The organism is Imperialibacter sp., from assembly GCF_040222385.1.
GTDB lineage: Bacteria > Bacteroidota > Bacteroidia > Cytophagales > Cyclobacteriaceae > Imperialibacter.
Genome location: NZ_JAVKDF010000022.1, coordinates 330236 through 349356, shown reverse-complemented (window position 1 = coordinate 349356; position 19121 = coordinate 330236). Strand labels below are relative to the sequence as shown.

Sequence of the window (19121 nt, the reverse complement as noted above, 5' to 3'; positions counted from 1 at the left end):
AAACCATGATTGAAGGAACTCAACGCAGTCTGATCAATATTGGTGCTGAAGTCGATATTGTAGAGAAGCATCATCAGCGCTCAGGTGAACTCAAACGGGGCCATGTGGCCCAAATATTGACCAGCTCATCGCACCATCCCCATGGCATCAAAGTACGATTGGAAACAGGAGAGGTGGGAAGGGTGAAGGCCATTACCGAAGAGTGATGTCATTAATTGAAATGTTTTTTTAGCACCGTTAAAGGAAAAGAACGGTGAGACGACAGCTTACGGATTTCTTGGCTTTTATCAACTCAAATTCGTCAAGTGAAATTCATTACACTAACTTCATCGCCTCCGGGCTTCATTTAACTGTCAATTCAAATTCAACCGGCTTTTCCAGTTTGCATCATCCAGTATATCCATCAGGAAGTTCTTCTTCTCAAAGGTGGTCTTGAAGCTATGGTCACGGTGGAGCTCAGTGTACTTCATTTCTGCTTCGTCTACCAGGTAGCTGGAGTCGGGCCCTAGTTGCTCCCGGAAGGTGGTGTATTCCTTGCGGTTATACAGCAGGTTTTTGGCATCGATCAGCCCACTTTCCAATGAAACCGTCACTTTTTTATGGCATCGGCAGGGATTAGCCGGATCGACCAGCCCACACTTATTTTGCATGAACTGATGCAGGTCTTTTCGGGCTTTGCTCAGTTTCATGCGGTAGTTGGGTTTGCTCATTTCCATCAGCTCTGAGCCGACGGTGTGGTCGGCACCAAACACTTCCCCAATCAGGTAGATCATCCGTTGTTCTTTGTTGAGACAAAGCAGCATGCCCGACAAGCAGGTGAGCCGCACTTCCCGGATGGCTTCTTTCTTTTCTTCTTTTTCTTCAAGGCTCAGCTCCACATCGGGCGCCATTTCCAGACCGATCGCCATTTCTTCAAAGGAGCCTGGCAGCTTCGAGTTCAGCTTCTTCTTGTCGTTCAGGAAGTGATTTACGACGATACGGTAGGCCCAGGTGCGGAAGGAGCTTTGGTGCCCAAACTTTCCCAAATTCGAAACGATCTTGATCAGGGATTCCTGGCACAGGTCGGCCGCATCGGCAGGGTTGCCCACCATTTTCCAGGCAATATTGTAAATATAGGGCTGGTGCCGCTCGATGAGTTGGTTCAGCGCTTTCTTGCTCCCTGTCAGCGTTTGCTCGATCAGCGTTTTGTCGGACGCATCGGAAGGATAGGTGTTGGATAATGGGTTCATATTATTGAAGTTATGAGATTCCTCTTAACTGATTAATTAACCATATGTTTCAATCTCTTAAACATTCTCTCAGTCGGCTGCGCTTAGCAGAGACTGTTTAAAAGCTTTTATGCCAAATATGGCAGCCACTACAGCAACACCCACCCGTACCCAATGGAAAAACACCCAACCCTGGAGCTTACTGGTGGCTTCTGCAGAAGTGTATTTCAAGTCCATAAAGTCCAGGTTCATAGGTAGGTGATAAGCGGCGGTTTGGATATTGATTAACAACAAAGCGACAAATGCATAGCGCCAATACCGTCTGGCCTGTTGGTTTTGTTTATCGAAAAACGCTAACAAGATAGTGGCAATAAATGCAGGCAACAATGTAGCTGCTGTAGGACCTAATAAAAGGGGGAAATCGATTTTGAAGGACTCCATAAATGCGACAGGTTCTAGCGACTGCCAGTGAACGGCGTAGCTCAAACCGATATTGATCATGTTGCCGAGAAAGGCGGCCGTGCCAATAATGGCAATATAGGGGAGTATCTTTTTCATATGGATAGGGCTTTTATTTGTTTCCAAGTGCTTTGATGAGGCGGACGAAAATGTAGATGTGGCTTAAGAAAGTGGTTAACCCGTAGGTGACAAACATCAACCAGATGAAGCCTAAGTCGTGGTCGTAAAGTTTTAAGCCAAAGAACTGAGGGAAGGCAGTTATCAAGTCGGTAAAGCCGATGATATTAAAGATCCATACCAGCGGAATGGCAAAACTCCACTTGTTTTTTAATGCGATAGCAGCGATGATGGCAACAACAGCTGTCGACAAGTCCCAAATGCCAACAGTTGTTAAGAAATCTGTTGGGAATCCTCCATAAAACTGCTCCTTGGCCATAAAGGACAAGCCCAGGTAACGGAATACATTAAGAAACACGAAAGGCAACAATGCCTCCTGAAGGGGTAGCTTCGATACACGTGGTTGGATCCACCATTTGAAGCCAAGTATGATGCCTATCGTACCAATAACTGCTTGTAAATTGATAATGAGAAAATTGTCCATGAGGTTTATTGTTAGTTAAAAGTTGGAATTGATTGCTTGTTGAGTTGTTTGAAGATGAATTTTGGTGCTAAGCGACTCATCAGTTTCAGTTGTTTTGAAAGCCCTGGCGTGATTTCTTCCTTGCCCTTTAGGAAGTCCGTCCAAAAGATGTCCGCCAATTTTTCGGGCGGCATGGGCGTGAGGTTATCATCCTTTAGATCTGCATCATGCGCTAGTTTGGTATCCACGACCGGAGGCAATAGTTCGACCACCCTGATACGGTGTGGTTTCAGTTGCGGACGGATCGATTGCGTCCAAAAATGCAAGGCCGATTTGGTGCCGGAGTAAACAGGCGACTGGGCAAAAGGCACGTAGGCCAAACCTGAAGAAACATTGATGAGTACAGCATTTTTACTTTGCTTCAGCTGAGGCAGGAAGTAATGCAACATCCGGACAGGGGAGTTGAAATTGATCTCAATCTCGTTTAATTGCTTGTCCAGGTCATTGCTTTCATCTCCTGCATCCACCAGGTTCATGATGCCGGCATTATTGACTAACACATCAATTCCACCAAATTTTTTTTGGGTCTGATCGGCCAACTTCTCTACATCGGCTGCATCGGTTACATCACTCTGGAAGATGAGTAGCTTATTGAGTTTGCTCTTGACCGCTTCAAGCTTTGAAAGGTCTCTGCCAGTAATAATAACAGTGTCGCCGTTGCTTAGAAACTTCCTGGCTAAGGCAAGGCCAATTCCTGAGCCACCGCCTGTAATCAAAACTATTTGGTTTTCCTTGTTCATCTTTTGCATCGGATTTGTTGCTTAGACAAGCGATTGTCCGATGTGTAAAGACTTTGGTAGAAAATAGTCGATTTAACCCGTTGGACGGGCGCTAAATCTATTTATGGTCTCCGATCTTCATCATGATTCACGGTATTGCTTTTGTTCATAATGCACGAGGTTGTTCGAGCCCGACGAAGTAGTATAAGTAAACTATCATAGGTAGATAGGTGAACACTAACGATAGCATGGTGGTGTTAAAGGGCGTATCAAATTCAGGGATGTTAAACCACTGACGAAAAGAGACGCTTCCTATGGTCAACAGAAAGACTACACCGAACACAAGGAGCCCTGCTATTTGCATCCTGTTTTTCAGCCTGCGGGGTTTGCTCCTTTTGGAATCGACCCTAAAATAATACGCTAGTGCAACAACTGTAAATACCGCCTCTATCAATATGGCTACATACACATTGGTGTAATACAGCCCGAGGCCTACCACATGCGTATCTCCACCAAACACATGATGGGGATAGCCTGATATCATGTCAAGCAGGTAATGTCCAAGTACTAATAATGCACCAGCTATCGCGATACTGTTTTTCTTAAATAATAGCCGACCTATTAAAAAAGTGAGGGCCATCCACACTAGTTGGGGTAATAGATCGTGGCTATAGACCATATCCACGGTTATATTCATCAATGTAACATTGAGTAAGTCCGCCGGGACAGTGGGTTCCAAACCCAAATAGTGAAAGCTCAACCAAAGCAGATCTTGCAGTTGTGAAGCGATCAGGAAGAAGAGCAACGCACCCTGCTGTGGGATTTTTTGATGTGCAATAAGGGCGGTAGAGAAGTGTCCTGCTAACATATTAGTTGGTTTTTGTTGATGATCTATGGGTATAGTCTTTTTTGATATCGATAGGTGATATGGAGTATCATAAGTCTCTTAGACAACTTCAAGTGCGAGCGTGCAAATACTTCCCCAATAAATCTTGGTTAAAAGGCTAATAAATCCGAGGCCTAGTCAGTAGCCGAACATGACAAACTCGCTTATAAATTCGAGGCGATAAGTTTTGAGTGCATGTACCAAAGGATGGGAGTAGGGATTAACTCAAGAAGAATCACGGCCCAAATAATGGGAGTGGGCGAATAGTGCACGAGTGCTACCGCTCTCACGATGCCACCGATGAACAGCGCAATCATCAAAAACCGGAAAAGGGCGACTTCGGAAGGAAACCAGGCGCAATAGAAAAATCCTAAGGCCAACGATGCCCAAATAGCGGCAATGAAACGGTGCGAATTATCGGCCATAGGTGCGATAGCAGGGTCATACGGGCCTGTCATGGCATGAAAACCGGTTCCTGCGGCTATTAAGCCGTAGAGAATGAGGAAGATGCGAATGAAGATGAGCATGATGATTGGGGGTCTGATGGTAACTGATTATTGAACGGCTGATTCTTATGGATTCGGTTTAATCAAGCGGTAGAATATGTAGAAATAGTCGGTGATGTTTACCAAACCTAGTGTCGAAAATGTCTACCAGGGCATCCTCAGCACTTAACCTCGCAAACCATTTAAACGCAAAAAAGAAGGTGATCAAACCGGCAGTGGCTTGCATCTGGAAAATGATAAAATTATTCATAAGGTCTTTGCTAGTTTGCGACTTTAGACAACTTTACAAGGAATGTGTAAAGACTTCGACCCGAAAAGTTTCGAATGATCGTTTTACAGCAACCTCAATAGTACCAGAGTGCGATTTAAATATTCTCCCTTTCGCTGAAAAGTCGGCATAAAGTGTTCACTTCGCAGTAGAAATCATGCTTTGCACATGAATAGACATGGGAATTTTCCACGGCTTCCCCCTGGGAACCTTGACACCAATCAAAAGGGAAACAGATACAGCCCTCGTAAAGTCCTCATAGCCACAGGAGTGGTGTCCGGAATCATTTTTCTACTATTCAAGGCATTAAGTCCAACAGCAAAAGGCAAAACTGAAGATATGGTACCCGTTGCGGTGCTCTCAAAAGAAGAAAATAGAGCTGTACACCGATACATAAACGACTACCATCTTGAGGTAGCCAGGGCAAAAGGGCTTGCAAAGCCTTTGGCATCAAAAGCGGAGCATAAAGCAGACGCCAAAGCCTTTAGTAGCCGCTACAAACTTGTCGAAATAACCGATAACAAGTACTATGAAATTCCCCACCTAACCAATTCACTGCCTTACCTGCAGCCGCCTGCTGAAGAATTCCTAACTCTTATTGGGGAAAGGTTTTGCGATCAATTGGAAGAGTTGGGAATGACCAATTATCGGTTTTCGGTAACATCGATATTGCGAACCATCGAAGACCAAAAGTCGCTCCGCAAAAACAACCTTAATGCTACGGCCAATAATTCGTCGCATTATTACGGACGAACGTTCGACATTGCCCAAACACGTTTTTTTGAAAGAGGAAATAGCACCCCTGTTTATTCCTACCGGCTTAGGAATTTGTTATTGCGTGAATTAATTAAGCTGCAGGAGGAAGGCAAATGTTATGTGCTGCTGGAGAGCCAAACGAAGTGCATTCATGTGACGGTGAGGTGATTTTAAGACCACTGGCTTTCAAAAGAACATTTTCTGATTGCCAGTCATTGAACAAGCATGAGCCATTTGTTGTTTCCTCCTGCATGACACAAAGACCAGTGATACCAAAGGCAAAAGTGACCACTGATACCAGTCAGGAGGAAGCTTTCCAAAATACAGTACTAAGGCCTATCATCAAGATGAAGCATGATTTGCTGATTGCCTATACGAAGCACTATATTGCTGACAAGAATCAACATTTCGCTTTGCTTAACCTCGAAAAGAAACTCAATTATGTGCGCTCGTGCTTTGAACAAGATCAGGTACTTAGGAGTGAGCTACGGGGGATCATTATTGGGCAATTTACCACCGATGAGTTTGATCGTTATTCCCCAATGAGTACTGCTATCAACAGAAGAATAGTGACCATCATTAAAGAGCGAATGATTGATCATGTCGAGGTATTCAGTAATTGATATGACGTCATTTATTATGCACTACGTCCGTTGATGAATCAGCTAAGTGCCAACTTGTATCACCTACCCATTCAGCAGCTTTGCACGCTGGTCAAACAGCATTTTCCAGCACACGAATATCATTTCAAAAAACACGCCATCCTGTTGAAGGATGCCGATCACAACCTCACGGGAACCATCCGTTTACCACTTCATTTTATACTGAACGAAGACCTGTCCATTGTTACCGGCCAGGCACGTGTGCTTTACATAAGTATGGAGTCAGGCTATGCCGCCGTCAGTATGATGGAAGGGGTGGAGAACGTTTACCATACTACTTTTGGTGCCTACATGACCCGCAAGAAGCAGGGCTTCAGTCAGATCAAATACCTGAAAAAGAAAGGCAAATCCCGGGCCGGTTCGAGAGTGAGGTTGGCTGAGACCATCGAGTTTTTTGAAAAGATCAATTTGACTTTGACTGAACTTTTGGAGACCTATAGCATTGACCGACTGGCACTCAACTGCAACACAACCTTGATGCCTTATTTGTACCAATCGAAAGTGAAATGTCCATTTGAGAAAAACGATCCCAGGTTGTACAAAATACCTGTCCACATCCCGCAATCCAACTTCACGCAGCTCGAGGCAGCGATAAAAAAACTAAAGGCACCGACCTTGTTTTACGAGGAGCCAAACAAACGCTTGATGGAGCCTTTGATAGTTGCTGGTGTGTAGACAGTTTCAGCATGACAATACGATAGCTTGTCGCAGCTATTTCACCCCTTCTGCTCTCCCTTTCTACACTTCACCAGAAAGAAGGGGAAGTTCTCATTGACTTGGGTTATTTCAAACAGTCCGGCCTCGTCAAAGGCTGCGTGAATGGATGCTCTGTCGTAAAAATACATTTTCACTCCTTCGAATATTTCATACCTGTCCTTGCTCACAAGCTTGCCTTTTCCATAGGTGTGCGCTTCTTTCGAAATGGCAGTAAAAACCATGTAGCCACCTTGTGACAGTTGATTGTAGCAGTCACGGATCAGCTTCTTCCTTTCGTCGGCGTCCAGTAAGTGAATCAGCGCATAGCAAAATATGCCATCGTACTGATGAGCATCAAACGGCATATCCACCACGGAACCGTGATGGATGGTCATGCCTGACCCGTAATGCTTTCTGGCCAGCGCAATAGCCGTCTTTGATATTTCAATTCCGGTTACCGCTATTCCGTTGTCTGTGAAAATCTGAGCATTCCTTCCGTAGCCAATCCCGGGAATAAGCATGTTCTTCACCGATTTCTGTACGAAAAATTCCTTTGTCAACACCGCTGACCTCGATGGCTCAAAGCCCCACATGGCCTGCTTCTCAACAAAGCTCGTTTCCCAAAACTCCCCCATGTTATTTGCAAATTTTATCGTCTAACACATCGCACATAAACCCTGCTTCATTTACTGCGACTCTTATGTTTTCTGGCTGAAAGGTAGCCCCTTCAGCCCGCAAAATGCTGTGACCGCAGGGGAAACCAGCTACGGAATCAGACAGGTCAATATTGACTCTCAAGCCAGGAAAGCCAGTTTGAAGAGCAGCTAAAATGCGCTCTGCCTGCATTTCATTCCGAATACTTGTGACAAAAACTTCTACCATCTTTTAGAGTCAAATCAAAATTGTTCGTCGGTCAGCTCCTTATTGATCATGGCTCCTGCCACGTTTCCGGTATAAACCGCAGTGGCAACCGACCGCATCATAGAGCTGTTGTCGCCACAGGCGAAAACACCTTCAACGGTCGTTCTTTGAAAACTATCTACTTTGATATAGCCATGTTCCGTCAGCTCACAGCCGACCAAAGCGGGAATGTCCGAATGTTGGGTGAAGGGAAGGGCTGCGTAAAGGCCGTCAAAGGCCATCTTGGCGCCGGTGCTAAAGACGATGTTTTTGACCTGCCCGTTACGATGCTCTATTTCGGAAACTTCGGCCTCAACGATCTCTATATTGTGCCTCTTGAGTTTTGTGATTTGCTCGGGCTCAAATGCTGCCTTTCCCGACGTAAGCACAGTGATGTCGTTAGTAAGGTTATTGACTAGCGAGGCCAGGTGAAAGGCCCTTTCTCCATTGGCCATAATGCCGGTTCTCCGGTTTCGTAATTCGTATCCGTGGCAGTAGGGGCAATGCACCACCGAAATTCCCCAACATTCAGCAAAGCCCTTGATGGCAGGCATGCTATCTTTTATACCCGTAGCAAACACCAGTTTCTTCGCCGTGAATGCCTGGCCTGCATGCGTGGTGATAGCAAAGCCGGTGGTAGTCTTTTCCCCACTAACTGCAAGGTCGTTCAGGAATTGTACCGAGCTGTACTTCAAAACCTGTTCTTTGGCTTTCCCGGCTAATACGCCTGGTTTTTCGCCGTCCTGGGTAATGAAGTTATGAGAATGGGGCATTTGTCGGTTACAAGGCAGCCCGCTGTCTATAATTAATACCTGGCGCAATGAACGCCCCAGTGCCATGGCGGCAGAGAGCCCCGTATAGCTGCCCCCAATAATGATTACTTCAAAATGCTGCTGGTCTGTCATTTCATTAAGTGTGTAAATGCTGTTGTTGAACGAGGTAATGCCCATGCTGTCAGGGCAAGCCCGCCATGTTTCAATACGTTTCTCCTAGTCACTTTTTTGTAAGCTGTTTGCAAAGCTAGGTAACACTGTCGTTATTGCAACATAGTCGCAATATTTAATTGCAAATTTGTCGCATTAGTATGAAAAGAAGAAACACAATATCCAAAGAGGCAGTGCTGTCGGTATTGACCAATGCAAGAAAAGCAATGAGCCAGGATGCCATTGAAAAGGAAATAGACGTGGATGCCAACAGGGCCACCATTTACAGAATACTCAATCGCTTTTGCGAAGATGGCATTGCGCACAAAATCGTGGCCGATGACGGCAAGCAGTACTTTGCCGTATGCGTGAAGTGTGACGACAAGAACAAATTGCCCGACAACCACTTTCATTTTCGCTGCACCAACTGCGAAACCATCGAGTGCCTTCCGGCCCTTGTCCACTTTTCAGTGCCCACAGGCTACAAAGTGGGAAGTTTAAACTGCGTGCTTATCGGGGTGTGTAGCGATTGTTCTTAGGTGGTGGTGGTTTTGATGTCAATGCGCTGATCATCATCGATATTTGATTTGGGGATTCGGCATAGCCTCAGTTTTTGACAAACCTGGTAGAAGAGAGTACAAAAGACCAATGGATGCAGAAACTCCCTTATAACAGTTAATGGATTTAATGCCAATTTCTTTATCATTGTATAACCTTCAACTAAAGTTAATTGACCAATGGCTGAAAATTCTAACGGAAGCAGCAAGACCGCAAGCGTCATTATTATCCTGGTGCTGGTACTGGTGGTATTGGCGGGCGGATATTACCTGTTTATGTATAAGCCTCAGCAAGAGGCAAAAGAAAAGGCTCGTTTGGAACAAATAGCCAAAGAAGAGGCGGAGAAAAAAAGACAGGAGCAGGAGGCTCAGAAGAAAGTTAAATACGAAGAGTTGATAAAAAATGCCGATGTGGCATTTGCAGAAGAGAATTGGGAAACGGCGAATTCTCTTTACGCTGAAGCTGCCGCTCTTTTGCCGGATCAGCAATATGCTAAGGATCAATTGGCGCTGGTAAGAGCAAAACTTGATGAATTAGCCGCCAAACAAACACCCGGAACAATTGAAACTGTTGCTTCACCTACAGGACGTTTCTACGTTGTCGTGTCCAGCAGTGTGGATGGTGACCTGGCCATGGACTATGCCAATAAATTGGCCAAGGAAGGAAACAGCTTGAAAATAATTAACCCTTCCGGCACCAACAAGCTATTTCACCGTGTGTCCGTGGGTGATTACCCCACCTGGGACGAAGCGGTAGCCGCTACCTCATCGGCCAGTGCGTTTGGAGAAGGCGTTTGGGTGTTGAAGTATTGAGGTGATTTGCTGCCTAGTTGTTTAAAAAAGATAGAAACCCCTTAGTCTGGAGAAGAAGCGTATCAATAAATATAAATACAATGAAGCTACTTCCATTAGATACAGAGGTGGAAACCAAAGCTGTACTTAAAAAAGTAGCGGAAGCCCGTGCCGCATTGGCGGAAATGAAGGGTGTGGCAGGAAACATCCCGAATGAGAGCATATTAATTAGTACGCTGGCGCTGCAGGAAGCAAAAGACAGCTCAGCTATAGAGAATATTATCACTACACAGGATGAACTCTATCAGTCTGATGTTGCTAGCAATAAGTTCAAGACACTGGCTTCAAAGGAGGTGCATCTCTATGCGAAGGCATTGACAGCCGGATATGAGACCGTCAAAGTAGCCGGCATATTGACACAAAATAACATACGGAAAATTCAGGCCACCATTGAGGAGAACGATGCCGGCTACAGGAAGCTTCCGGGCACGGCGCTAAAAAATGAGCAAACGGGAGAAGTAGTTTACACTCCGCCACAAGACCCAAGAGAGATTGAAGAGCTCATGGGTAATTTGGAAGGATTTATGAACTCACCAGACTGGTCAGATTGGGATCCTTTGGTGAAAATGGCAGTGATCCATCATCAGTTTGAAAGCATTCACCCGTTCTATGATGGCAATGGTAGGACTGGAAGGATCATTAACATACTCTATCTGGTAAAAGAGGGCTTGTTGAATATGCCAATCCTCTATTTAAGCAGGTATATCAATCAAAACAAAAGAGATTATTATAGGCTGCTTCAAAAAACAAGGCGTGAAGATTCTTGGGAAGAATGGGTGTTGTTTATGCTTGAAGGGATAGAGCAAACAGCTAGTCAGACCATAGCCTTGATAAAGAATATTAAAGAACTAATGCTTGAGCGTAAAAGGCAAATGCGCATTGAGTTGCCTAAAATCTATAGCCAGGATTTGTTGAACAACATTTTCAGGCATCCATATACAAAGATCGATTTTGTGATAGCAGATTTAGGTGTTTCCCGACCTACTGCTACGAGGTACCTGGAGGAAATGTGCCGTACAAAGATTCTGAAGCGAGAGAAGTTTGGAAAAGAGAGCTTTTACATCAATGTTTCCTTGTTTGACCTGCTTCTGAGCGTAGCCAAAATGTAAAGAAAAATGATGTTTTCTTTACATGTAATCAAAACATGTAAAGAAAAGTGCCATTTTCTTTACACATAAAATGAACACGTAAAGAAATTGAGGTGGTTCGATGAGGTATTCTAAAATGGGAACCTTGGCCTGCACTTTACGACTAGCGCAAACCTTACCGTGGCTCCATTCACTGCTGTCAGTTGCCATCGCCCACATCACATCTGAGTATTACCGGGAGCTTTTACAATCATTTTACAAACGTTTTACAATTGAAAAGCTGCCAGGTCATTGGCGCCCAATACCTTCACGACATTGTTTCACCAAAGCAATTTATCGTCATGAAAATCCGCAACCTTTCTCTTTTGCTCCTTTTTCCACTCAGCTTTGCTTGTAATGAGGTTTTGGAATATCAGCCGTCACTTCCAGTTACAGAGGATACGCACAAACCACGTAGCCATAAGTCGGCAGTTGCCAATATCGTCTTTAAGTCTACCGACGGCGGACAAACATGGCAGGACATCAGCGAAGGGTTGCCCGAAAACTTGCAGGCAGGTAGTGGCTTCATTGCCAATAATGGTGAGCTCTATTTGACTACAGAAAACGGGCTCTATCGCAGTGAACCAAATTCAACAGTTCCATTTTGGAGAAAGGAGATGCTCGCCGATGAAAATAGTAGCATAGCGCCTGGCAAGACCGGGATTTACACCTACAACTATTGGAATGGCGAATTTCTAAAAAGAAAAAACGCAACAAGTATATGGTGGCCTATGTACACCAACTTTCCGGAGAAACAAGTACGCACCGTATTTGAAAGCGATGGAGGCACCGTTTTCATTGGCTGCGACAAAGGTCTATTTAAGTCTGCTAATGGTGGCGAAACCTGGAAACAAGTTCGAGCCGGAGGCTGGGCTATGAAGTTGGTAGAGCGAAACGGCATACTGATGGCCACGAGTCAGGAGGGGATCATACGGTCGACCGATGAGGGTGAAACCTGGGACTTGGTGATCAGCGAGGGCGGTGTCGGCATCGCCGTTGAGGCTATCAATGGGGGCTTTGCTGCTATTACTTATAATACAGCCTCGGAGACCAGAAGGGTGCGAACATCCTACGATGGTGGCCTCACATGGCAGGCCATTGATGCCGGCCTTCCGGCAAGCCTTTCCATTACGTCCATTGTTCAGGTCGGCTGCTATCTTTTTTGTGGACATCCAGGGGGCATTTTTCGCTCATCCGACAAAGGGCAAACATGGGAACTGGTGCGTCCTTCTATAGGAGAAAAGGTCTTCAGTTTATCAGGTTCCGGCGATGTTGTTTATGCCGTACCCGGACAGGAGGGGTGTTAATGAAAGCTGTTTATAGAAATAAGGTAATGCCATGATACCTATCACATTAGGTTAGACACGATTCCCTGAGACTACTGTTCTCCAAAACCATTAGCATAGAGATGGGGCAATTTTTTTTTTGAAGGCTGATTAATTTGAAACTCGATAGGAAGATAGTCAGCTCAAAAAGGTTGAATGCTATTTGTAAAGAGTGGAGAGGGGGGAAGGAGGGGGTACCTTGAGATTGCACGCCACAATTTCCACTACACGAAACGTCCACACTAGTAGAGGTCCAATATGACAGAATTTGATGCCTTAATAATACAATGAAGTATTATTACTTCATTTAGAATAAAATAATTATTATATTTACTTCAATTAGAAGTAAATCATGAAAAAGAGCAGACTAGGAGAGTTTCAGGAGCTGATATTAATGGCAGTAATCGTGCTGGAGCAGGAAGCCTATGGTAATGAAATCCAACGAGAGCTGGAAGAGCGCCTCAACGAACGATTAAGCATGGGGGCTATTCAAACGGCGTTGAAGCGAATGGAGGAAAAAGGACTTCTCACAGCAGAGTGGGGGGAAGCCACGCAAAAGAGGGGAGGTAAAAGAAAACGCATTTATTCGGCCACTCCGTATGCCCATCAGGTATTGCAGGAAATGAAAGAAATCCGGGCCAGGCTATGGGACGCAATGCCCGGAATGAAACCGAACCACGCCCAATGAACTATCCAAAGCATATATCGCCTCCGTCGTGGCCCGCACGTCTCCTGCGGTGGTTTGTCAAGGATGACTACCTGGAAGAGATTGAGGGGGATATGGCGGAGCGCTTTTACGACAATATTGACACTTACGGCATCAGTAAGGCCAAACGACTCTACGTTGTCGACATATGTAAGCTTTTGCGCCCCATTCTTATGAAAAAATGGGAAGGGGACACCCGACTTAACCACTACGGTATGCTTAGAAATTATTTCATTACTTCGCTGCGCACCATCAAGCGCAATGCTCTTTTTTCAGCCATCAACGTCACTGGCCTGGCCATTAGCATGTCGGTGGGCATACTGATGATCCTGTTTCTGTCGGAGATTTATTCATTCGACCAATTCCACGAGAAGAAAGACAGCATTTACCGGATCACCTCTGCCCAGGTGTTCATGGGCGACCTGCACCAGGTGGCCACCTCGTCGGTTTTCATGGCAGATGAGATCAAAAAACAGGTGCCGGGGGTGGAAGAGGTGGCCATTATGCGGAGGGGCTTGTCGGCCGAAGTGAAAACCAAAAACGATTTTGTCCGGATAACGGGTTTCTATGCGTCGCCGTCCTTCTTTGACGTTTTCTCTTTCAATCTGCTGGAGGGAAATCCCCGATCTGTCCTTTCCGAGCCCAACCAGATCGTGTTGACTGCTTCAGTAGCAACAAAACTATTCGGAGAGGAAAACCCGGTAGGCCAAACGCTGGAGCTACCAGGCAACGCAGGAAGGGGAAGTGGCACCGTCCGGGGCACTGTTACAGGCGTGCTGGAAGATCCTCCGATCCATTCGCATATCCAGTTTGAAGTACTGGTATCGCTCAGCACCTATCAACCAGCGGCCAGACCAGGCATGCCACCGGGTGGGGGAGCCGACTTCAGAACCAACCCAGGCGATTTTCACAGCAGCTTCGTCTACCTGACGCTCAATGAACAAACCTCACAGCAAGAAGCCGAAGCCCTCATGGGGAACATCATGAAAGACTTCAACGCCGGTTTGCAGGATCCCATTACACACCGCTTGCAGGCATTGAGCGAGTGTGCCACCAGCGACAACTACCATAATCTACCTGGGCCTTCATTTTCCCGGCGCAAGGTCTATTTCATGATCGGGCTCACCTGTATTGTGCTCTTTTCCGCCTGTTTCAATTATGCCAATTTATCCCTCGCCAGGTCACTCAGGAGAACCAAAGAGGTAGGAGTGAGGAAGGTGACCGGCGCCACCCGAAGTCAGATTTTTGCCCAGTTTATAGTAGAGGCTATCCTTATTTCTTTTGCTGCATTTGTTTTGGGATTGTTGCTGTTTTTCATCCTGAGACCCGGCTTTTTAAACCTCCCCAATCCGACCTCGCAGGATCGCACCATGTTCCTTTTAACTATTGGCTACAAACACATCATCCTGTTCCTGTTATTCGCTCTGCTTACGGGCGGTATCGCTGGCTTTTTGCCTGCCCTGTTCCTTTCAAAAATGAAAGCCTTGCAGGCCTTTCGCCAGGGCGACAAAACCAAAGTTTTTTCAGGTATTTACCTCAGAAGGGGGCTTACCGTCGTCCAGTTCATGCTGTCTATAGGGCTGATCATGTGCGCTGTCTTGATACGCAACCAGTATGAGTACGCCATGAACTACGAATTGGGCTACGATACCGGGAACATTGTAAATGTTGGCGTCAAAGGGTCCTATGCGGATGAGTTGGAAAACAGCTATGTGGCCATTCCGGGAGTCGAAGAAACTTCCCGGTCGAAGAGAACGCTCGGCTATTCTACGGTATTTGCCACTGCTGAGCCAGAAGACCGCAGTCAAAAGATCAGGTTTTTGGTCAATGAAATAGACCACAAGTACCTCGACATGCACGGATTCAATCTGCTGGCCGGATCCAACTTTCAACCACTTTCGGAAGGAGGCGAAGAGCCGAATCAGATCATTATCAATGAGGAATTTCTGAAGGTACTGGCGCTGGGAACTCCCGACGAGGCCATAGGCCGGTATGTGTGGTACAACAACCGGCAACTCATGATCACTGGCGTAGTGGAGGACTTCATCACCACGTCGCTGGTGTGGGAAATCGACAAGAAATTTGCCTTCATTCAGCACCGGTTAGCCGAAGACGGCGTGCTGGGAGTGAAGATAGGTGGAAACGATATCTTCGGCACGCTGCAAAAGCTGGAAGAGGCATTCACGGCCATCGACCCCAATCACCCTTTCGAAGCAGAGTTTTACGACGATCAGATCGCGATCAATTACCGCGACTACCAATCTACTTATAAGATCATTTCCTTCCTGGCTTTTCTGGCCATTTCCATTTCAACCCTGGGACTGCTGGGCATGGCGGTGTACACAGTGGAAACCCGTATGAAGGAAATTTGTATCCGCAAAGTACTCGGCGCAGCCAGCGGTCATCTCATGCTGCTGCTATCAAAAAACTTCCTCGTCATGCTGATCCTGGCGGCCATTGTGGCCGTACCGGTAACGGTGTATTTGGTTGATCATTTTATCCTTAGCGAATTTCTCTATCGGGCAGAAATCGGCCTGGTAGAAATACTGTCTGGCTTTGCACTGGTATTGTTCGCCGGGCTACTGACGGTTGGCTGGCAAATGCGCAGTGCCGTTGTTCAAAACCCGGCAGATGCGCTGAGGAATGAGTAGGGATTCACAGAAAGATTCCCTAGGGAAGGCCGTCGCTAAATTGGCAAATCCGGGCTTTTGTTAATAATTTGAAGCACACACCATTCCTGCTTTTTATGTTCGGACTTTTCAAGACAAAACCGCTTCCCAATTACCATGTGTACGCCACGGAAATTGATAAGTACAGGCATATTATCAATGTGCTAAAGAATAACGGAGGAAAGTACCTGCTGGTCTACCACTTTAACAATACCCGCCAGGAAGCGGAGCAGCTCCTTACCGCAGCCCAACTAGCGTACTCACATGACCTTGCCTCCGGAAGCCAGGTACTGCTGGCCGAGTCAGAAATGCTGCTCAAAACCGTCTGGCCTGTGGACTACTCTGTGATAGTGCTGGAGATCTACCCGCTGAGCAACCGTGGGCTGGGCTTGATGACAAAGGCGGCACAGCTTTCCCATTCCCTGGAATTTTACGCCGCCCTCGACAGCCCCTTCTTCAAACTTTTTGGTGGCGAAAGGTTAGCCTCTCTGTTACCCAAACTGGGAATGGAAAGTGATGAGGCTATCAGCCACCCGATGGTCAATAAATCCATCCAAAGAGCACAGCAAAAAATAGAAGATAAACTTCCATTTGAAGTAACAGAACGGGAGAGCATCGAGCGGTGGATGGAGGTGAACAAGATACAATCATTTTCGTGATTGGCTGGAAACCTGGTCGGCCGCCATACCAGCAGCCACAGCGTCACTAAAAAATAATAGGGTAAAAGATAGCCTGAGATCTATTTAGGTTATACTACTTCCGATACTCTATTTTAAGAATTTTCCATACAAAATCACCCATTTGGGTTTTAACGATGGCTTCGTCTCCCACAGTTTTACCAAGAAGTGCTTTAGCCATTGGGGAGTCCATAGAGATATAATCTTTGTTACCTATTAACTCTTCGTAACCCACAATGCGAAGACGGTTTTGAAGACCTTTCTGTTCGTTTTTAATTTCTATCCAGGCGCCAAAATTCACTTTTCCTTCCTGGTTGGGGTGGTAGTCAATAATTTTAAAATCATCAATACACTTACGCAAATAACGAAGGCGATTATCAATTTCCCGAAGACGTTTTTTGTTGTAATGGTAATCGGCATTTTCTGAACGATCTCCCAAACTTGCGGCCCATGCAACCTTTGCTGTAACGTCCGGACGTTCAACCCGCCACAAGTGATCATGTTCTTCCCTTAGTTTTTGCAAGCCCTCGGAAGTAATCATTTGTGAGCGATTGAGTTTGGGTAGCGTTGATTCCGGGATTTTTCGCCTCATAAGAAATGACCTTGCTTTGACAACTTTCGCAAGATAATATAATGACGGATAGACTGTTCTTGCAGAACTCTTTTCTTATCCAAATAAGAGTTCGTTGATCAAGCATCATAAGATAGTGGGGTTAATAAGACTTCACTTTTTCGCAAACCTTCTAAATGCTGTTATCATTTGATAAATAAGAAAACCTGTCACGATCCTTCCCACAAAATCCCAAAAATAGGAGAGCCAGCTAGGCTTGAGTGTATCAAACTCAATGAAGCTATGAGTTGGCAATATAAATTCCCAGAATGAACCAAAAACCGAATGGTTTAAATACCAGTTTTCGGGGTTTGGATCAAAATAGATGTTGTGATGAGATATTAAAAACAACCCATATATAATCATTGCAGACAAAAATGTAAGCAAGGCTGCACGAGCCCAGTTTGTACCATAACTTGAAGAGAACTTGTGTAACCATAGAGACGCTGGCGTTTGCCAGTCACTCTTCATCACTTTAAAAAACCCTAAGTCTTTTAGTAGAGAAACTTTATTCTTTCTATGCCATTCCAGATATTCCTTGTAATAGATAACTTCTTGACTTCTATTAGCCTGGTCCTGTGCAGCTTGATACAGTTGACTATAAATGTTTTCTAAGGCATAGGGATCAATTTCTTCAGATGCAGAGGTAAAAATATGTGATTGACTAGATATTGGGAAGTTTACGGTGGTAAGGACAACTTGAGAAAACCTCGAATCAACACAAAATATTTTATCGTATTCACGAAAATTGAAATTGAAAAATCCGCAAGAACCAAGATCAGAATTTATAAAATGGATAGTAGGAACAGGCTTTTCAGTGCCATATTCGTCCTCAAGTTTCAGACTTGAATGGATATTGCCGAAGGTAAGGCTACCTTTATTAATGAGATTGACAAGCCACAGCTTTTTAATGTTCACATCTTTAAAAGATATTTTTCCGTTCGAATAGATAGGGCCTCCGATCCCAAGATTAAAAACTTGGCAGTTATCAAGAATTACATTTTGATCCCCGATGTTTCTTAATTCGATTTTGTTTACGAAGATTCCTGAATCATCAGAATTACAAGACATATTGATTATTCTATATTTACTAGAGTCCACAACTATACTTTCAAAGAAGCCGGTTAATATTTTAATTCCCTGAGAATAATCTACACCGTATTGTATCTGCAATTCTTTAGTAAATGCCCCACCTAGAATTGTCATTTCACATTCCAATTTTGACCTAATCGCTACATTGCCATTGAACTTACCTGATGCAACAATTAATGAATTCAAAACGATATCTTGGTTGCAGGTAAAATCACATTCTATGACAGAATCAGCAAAGAATATCTCCTCAATTGTATTTCTCAATGTTGAAAAAACTTCCCTCACATAACAACCATGTATACTTAGCTTTTTAATGCTATTATGAAAAAGCCCTATGGCCTTAATTTCCGATTCAAAAAAATGCAATGTTTTAATGGTGGTTTCAGATATGCTAATGCTATCAACACCTGTTGTTGAATCAATGCTGATATCCTGAATGGTACACTTCTTCACATGAAGTTGATTTGAATTCATTGATATTCCGGACAGCGTTATGGAGTTAAGCTTACAGTTTTCAAAGCGTATTGAATTATTAATTTCAAATTGATCCAAACGGCAGTAATAGTTGATGGAGCAGTTTTCAATTACGATTTGGCCATCATCGTTGATAAACTGTATTGATTGATTTCCTTGTCTTAAGAAGCCTGTGTGTATTATCTCCTCAAGATTTCCTTCTAATAATTCTTTCATCTAGTGACGATCATCAGAGTGACAAATATGTTTGAAAGACTGCGGTTTAATTGAGCACTAGTTTCTCACCTGAGCACAGCACCTACCGTGGGAGCAGAGCCTAGGCAACTGTTTTACCGACAAGTCGGTCAGGCTGTATAAGGTCGGCGTACTCGATCCCAAAGTATCATTCTCATTTCCGTTGCTACTAGAA

Annotated in this window: 22 protein-coding genes; 11 read left to right on the top strand and 11 right to left on the bottom strand. The window is 44.9% G+C overall.

Annotated elements, in window-relative coordinates; genetic code table 11:
• The first annotated feature begins 5 nt into the window (after window positions 1-5).
• Window positions 6-206 carry a YwbE family protein gene (locus tag RIG68_RS09130; protein ID WP_350121411.1) on the top strand — a complete coding sequence of 67 codons (201 nt, stop codon included), beginning with the start codon at window positions 6-8 and terminating at the stop codon, window positions 204-206.
• A gap of 147 nt (window positions 207-353) precedes the next feature.
• Here the strand turns inward: RIG68_RS09130 and RIG68_RS09125 are convergent, their stop codons facing one another.
• From RIG68_RS09125 to RIG68_RS09100, 6 genes are all read right to left on the bottom strand, one after another.
• Window positions 354-1229 (bottom strand): RNA polymerase sigma factor, encoded by an 876-nt coding sequence (locus RIG68_RS09125; protein ID WP_350121408.1) that lies wholly within the window; start codon window positions 1227-1229, stop codon window positions 354-356.
• A gap of 69 nt (window positions 1230-1298) precedes the next feature.
• Window positions 1299-1766, bottom strand: a complete 468-nt coding sequence (locus tag RIG68_RS09120; RefSeq protein WP_350121405.1) for an anthrone oxygenase family protein — start codon at window positions 1764-1766, stop codon at window positions 1299-1301.
• A 13-nt stretch (window positions 1767-1779) separates the two neighbouring features.
• Window positions 1780-2268 (bottom strand): DUF8737 domain-containing protein, encoded by a 489-nt coding sequence (locus RIG68_RS09115; RefSeq protein ID WP_350121402.1) that lies wholly within the window; start codon window positions 2266-2268, stop codon window positions 1780-1782.
• Window positions 2269-2279: 11 nt separating this feature from the next.
• Entirely contained in the window at window positions 2280-3047 is a 768-nt protein-coding gene (locus RIG68_RS09110; protein ID WP_350121399.1) for an SDR family oxidoreductase, read from the bottom strand.
• A 145-nt stretch (window positions 3048-3192) separates the two neighbouring features.
• On the bottom strand, window positions 3193-3894 hold the full coding sequence (locus RIG68_RS09105; protein ID WP_350121396.1) for a hypothetical protein: 702 nt from the start codon (window positions 3892-3894) through the stop codon (window positions 3193-3195).
• 182 nt (window positions 3895-4076) lie between these two features.
• A complete protein-coding gene (locus tag RIG68_RS09100; protein WP_350121393.1) occupies window positions 4077-4439 on the bottom strand; it encodes a DUF4345 family protein in 363 nt (120 codons plus the stop codon).
• Between the two features lie 415 nt (window positions 4440-4854).
• On the opposite strand from RIG68_RS09100, the gene RIG68_RS09095 reads away from it, so the two are divergent.
• From RIG68_RS09095 to RIG68_RS09085, 3 genes are all read left to right on the top strand, one after another.
• Window positions 4855-5610 (top strand): DUF5715 family protein, encoded by a 756-nt coding sequence (locus RIG68_RS09095; protein WP_350121390.1) that lies wholly within the window; start codon window positions 4855-4857, stop codon window positions 5608-5610.
• A gap of 83 nt (window positions 5611-5693) precedes the next feature.
• On the top strand, window positions 5694-6065 hold the full coding sequence (locus RIG68_RS09090; RefSeq protein WP_350121387.1) for a hypothetical protein: 372 nt from the start codon (window positions 5694-5696) through the stop codon (window positions 6063-6065).
• 33 nt (window positions 6066-6098) lie between these two features.
• Window positions 6099-6779: a VLRF1 family release factor gene (locus RIG68_RS09085; protein ID WP_350121384.1), complete on the top strand. Its 681-nt coding sequence runs from the start codon at window positions 6099-6101 to the stop codon at window positions 6777-6779.
• Between the two features lie 41 nt (window positions 6780-6820).
• On the opposite strand, the gene RIG68_RS09080 is transcribed toward RIG68_RS09085, so the two are convergent.
• The 3 genes from RIG68_RS09080 to RIG68_RS09070 are packed head-to-tail and all read right to left on the bottom strand — an operon-like array spanning window position 6821 to window position 8650.
• Window positions 6821-7435, bottom strand: coding sequence for a class I SAM-dependent methyltransferase (locus tag RIG68_RS09080; protein WP_350121381.1), 615 nt, complete (start codon window positions 7433-7435; stop codon window positions 6821-6823).
• Between the two features lies 1 nt (window position 7436).
• On the bottom strand, window positions 7437-7682 hold the full coding sequence (locus tag RIG68_RS09075) for a hypothetical protein (RefSeq protein ID WP_350121378.1): 246 nt from the start codon (window positions 7680-7682) through the stop codon (window positions 7437-7439).
• A gap of 14 nt (window positions 7683-7696) precedes the next feature.
• Entirely contained in the window at window positions 7697-8650 is a 954-nt protein-coding gene (locus RIG68_RS09070) for an NAD(P)/FAD-dependent oxidoreductase (protein ID WP_350121375.1), read from the bottom strand.
• Between the two features lie 134 nt (window positions 8651-8784).
• Here RIG68_RS09070 and RIG68_RS09065 point away from each other — a divergent pair, with 134 nt between their 5' ends.
• From RIG68_RS09065 to RIG68_RS09035, 7 genes are all read left to right on the top strand, one after another.
• Entirely contained in the window at window positions 8785-9162 is a 378-nt protein-coding gene (locus tag RIG68_RS09065; RefSeq protein WP_350121372.1) for a Fur family transcriptional regulator, read from the top strand.
• Between the two features lie 198 nt (window positions 9163-9360).
• Window positions 9361-9993, top strand: coding sequence for an SPOR domain-containing protein (locus RIG68_RS09060; RefSeq protein ID WP_350121369.1), 633 nt, complete (start codon window positions 9361-9363; stop codon window positions 9991-9993).
• 80 nt (window positions 9994-10073) lie between these two features.
• Window positions 10074-11141: a Fic family protein gene (locus RIG68_RS09055; RefSeq protein ID WP_350121366.1), complete on the top strand. Its 1068-nt coding sequence runs from the start codon at window positions 10074-10076 to the stop codon at window positions 11139-11141.
• Window positions 11142-11392: 251 nt separating this feature from the next.
• A complete protein-coding gene (locus RIG68_RS09050; protein WP_350121364.1) occupies window positions 11393-12466 on the top strand; it encodes a WD40/YVTN/BNR-like repeat-containing protein in 1074 nt (357 codons plus the stop codon).
• Window positions 12467-12836: 370 nt separating this feature from the next.
• Window positions 12837-13172 carry a PadR family transcriptional regulator gene (locus tag RIG68_RS09045; RefSeq protein ID WP_350121361.1) on the top strand — a complete coding sequence of 112 codons (336 nt, stop codon included), beginning with the start codon at window positions 12837-12839 and terminating at the stop codon, window positions 13170-13172.
• Entirely contained in the window at window positions 13169-15841 is a 2673-nt protein-coding gene (locus RIG68_RS09040; RefSeq protein WP_350121359.1) for an ABC transporter permease, read from the top strand. Before RIG68_RS09045 ends, RIG68_RS09040 begins: the two co-directional genes overlap by 4 nt.
• Before the next feature lie 95 nt (window positions 15842-15936).
• The gene (locus RIG68_RS09035; protein WP_350121356.1) at window positions 15937-16518 is read left to right on the top strand and encodes a hypothetical protein; all 582 of its coding nucleotides are present in this window, start codon (window positions 15937-15939) and stop codon (window positions 16516-16518) included.
• Window positions 16519-16612: 94 nt separating this feature from the next.
• On the opposite strand, the gene greB is transcribed toward RIG68_RS09035, so the two are convergent.
• Window positions 16613-17128, bottom strand: coding sequence for a transcription elongation factor GreB (gene greB, locus RIG68_RS09030; RefSeq protein WP_350121353.1), 516 nt, complete (start codon window positions 17126-17128; stop codon window positions 16613-16615).
• A 132-nt stretch (window positions 17129-17260) separates the two neighbouring features.
• Entirely contained in the window at window positions 17261-18928 is a 1668-nt protein-coding gene (locus RIG68_RS09025) for a hypothetical protein (RefSeq protein ID WP_350121351.1), read from the bottom strand.
• Between the last annotated feature and the right edge of the window lie 193 nt (window positions 18929-19121).

Coding starts and splice junctions, on each gene's coding strand:
- RIG68_RS09080 (WP_350121381.1), bottom strand. CDS start 7,435: ATGGGGGAGTTTTGGGAAACGAGCTTTGTTGAGAAGCAGGCCATGTGG.
- RIG68_RS09090 (WP_350121387.1), top strand. CDS start 5,694: ATGACACAAAGACCAGTGATACCAAAGGCAAAAGTGACCACTGATACC.
- RIG68_RS09105 (WP_350121396.1), bottom strand. CDS start 3,894: ATGTTAGCAGGACACTTCTCTACCGCCCTTATTGCACATCAAAAAATC.
- RIG68_RS09095 (WP_350121390.1), top strand. CDS start 4,855: ATGAATAGACATGGGAATTTTCCACGGCTTCCCCCTGGGAACCTTGAC.
- RIG68_RS09130 (WP_350121411.1), top strand. CDS start 6: ATGATTGAAGGAACTCAACGCAGTCTGATCAATATTGGTGCTGAAGTC.
- RIG68_RS09035 (WP_350121356.1), top strand. CDS start 15,937: ATGTTCGGACTTTTCAAGACAAAACCGCTTCCCAATTACCATGTGTAC.
- RIG68_RS09045 (WP_350121361.1), top strand. CDS start 12,837: ATGAAAAAGAGCAGACTAGGAGAGTTTCAGGAGCTGATATTAATGGCA.
- greB (WP_350121353.1), bottom strand. CDS start 17,128: ATGAGGCGAAAAATCCCGGAATCAACGCTACCCAAACTCAATCGCTCA.
- RIG68_RS09060 (WP_350121369.1), top strand. CDS start 9,361: ATGGCTGAAAATTCTAACGGAAGCAGCAAGACCGCAAGCGTCATTATT.
- RIG68_RS09120 (WP_350121405.1), bottom strand. CDS start 1,766: ATGAAAAAGATACTCCCCTATATTGCCATTATTGGCACGGCCGCCTTT.
- RIG68_RS09055 (WP_350121366.1), top strand. CDS start 10,074: ATGAAGCTACTTCCATTAGATACAGAGGTGGAAACCAAAGCTGTACTT.
- RIG68_RS09100 (WP_350121393.1), bottom strand. CDS start 4,439: ATGCTCATCTTCATTCGCATCTTCCTCATTCTCTACGGCTTAATAGCC.
- RIG68_RS09110 (WP_350121399.1), bottom strand. CDS start 3,047: ATGAACAAGGAAAACCAAATAGTTTTGATTACAGGCGGTGGCTCAGGA.
- RIG68_RS09070 (WP_350121375.1), bottom strand. CDS start 8,650: ATGGGCATTACCTCGTTCAACAACAGCATTTACACACTTAATGAAATG.
- RIG68_RS09065 (WP_350121372.1), top strand. CDS start 8,785: ATGAAAAGAAGAAACACAATATCCAAAGAGGCAGTGCTGTCGGTATTG.
- RIG68_RS09025 (WP_350121351.1), bottom strand. CDS start 18,928: ATGAAAGAATTATTAGAAGGAAATCTTGAGGAGATAATACACACAGGC.
- RIG68_RS09075 (WP_350121378.1), bottom strand. CDS start 7,682: ATGGTAGAAGTTTTTGTCACAAGTATTCGGAATGAAATGCAGGCAGAG.
- RIG68_RS09040 (WP_350121359.1), top strand. CDS start 13,169: ATGAACTATCCAAAGCATATATCGCCTCCGTCGTGGCCCGCACGTCTC.
- RIG68_RS09125 (WP_350121408.1), bottom strand. CDS start 1,229: ATGAACCCATTATCCAACACCTATCCTTCCGATGCGTCCGACAAAACG.
- RIG68_RS09085 (WP_350121384.1), top strand. CDS start 6,099: ATGAATCAGCTAAGTGCCAACTTGTATCACCTACCCATTCAGCAGCTT.
- RIG68_RS09115 (WP_350121402.1), bottom strand. CDS start 2,268: ATGGACAATTTTCTCATTATCAATTTACAAGCAGTTATTGGTACGATA.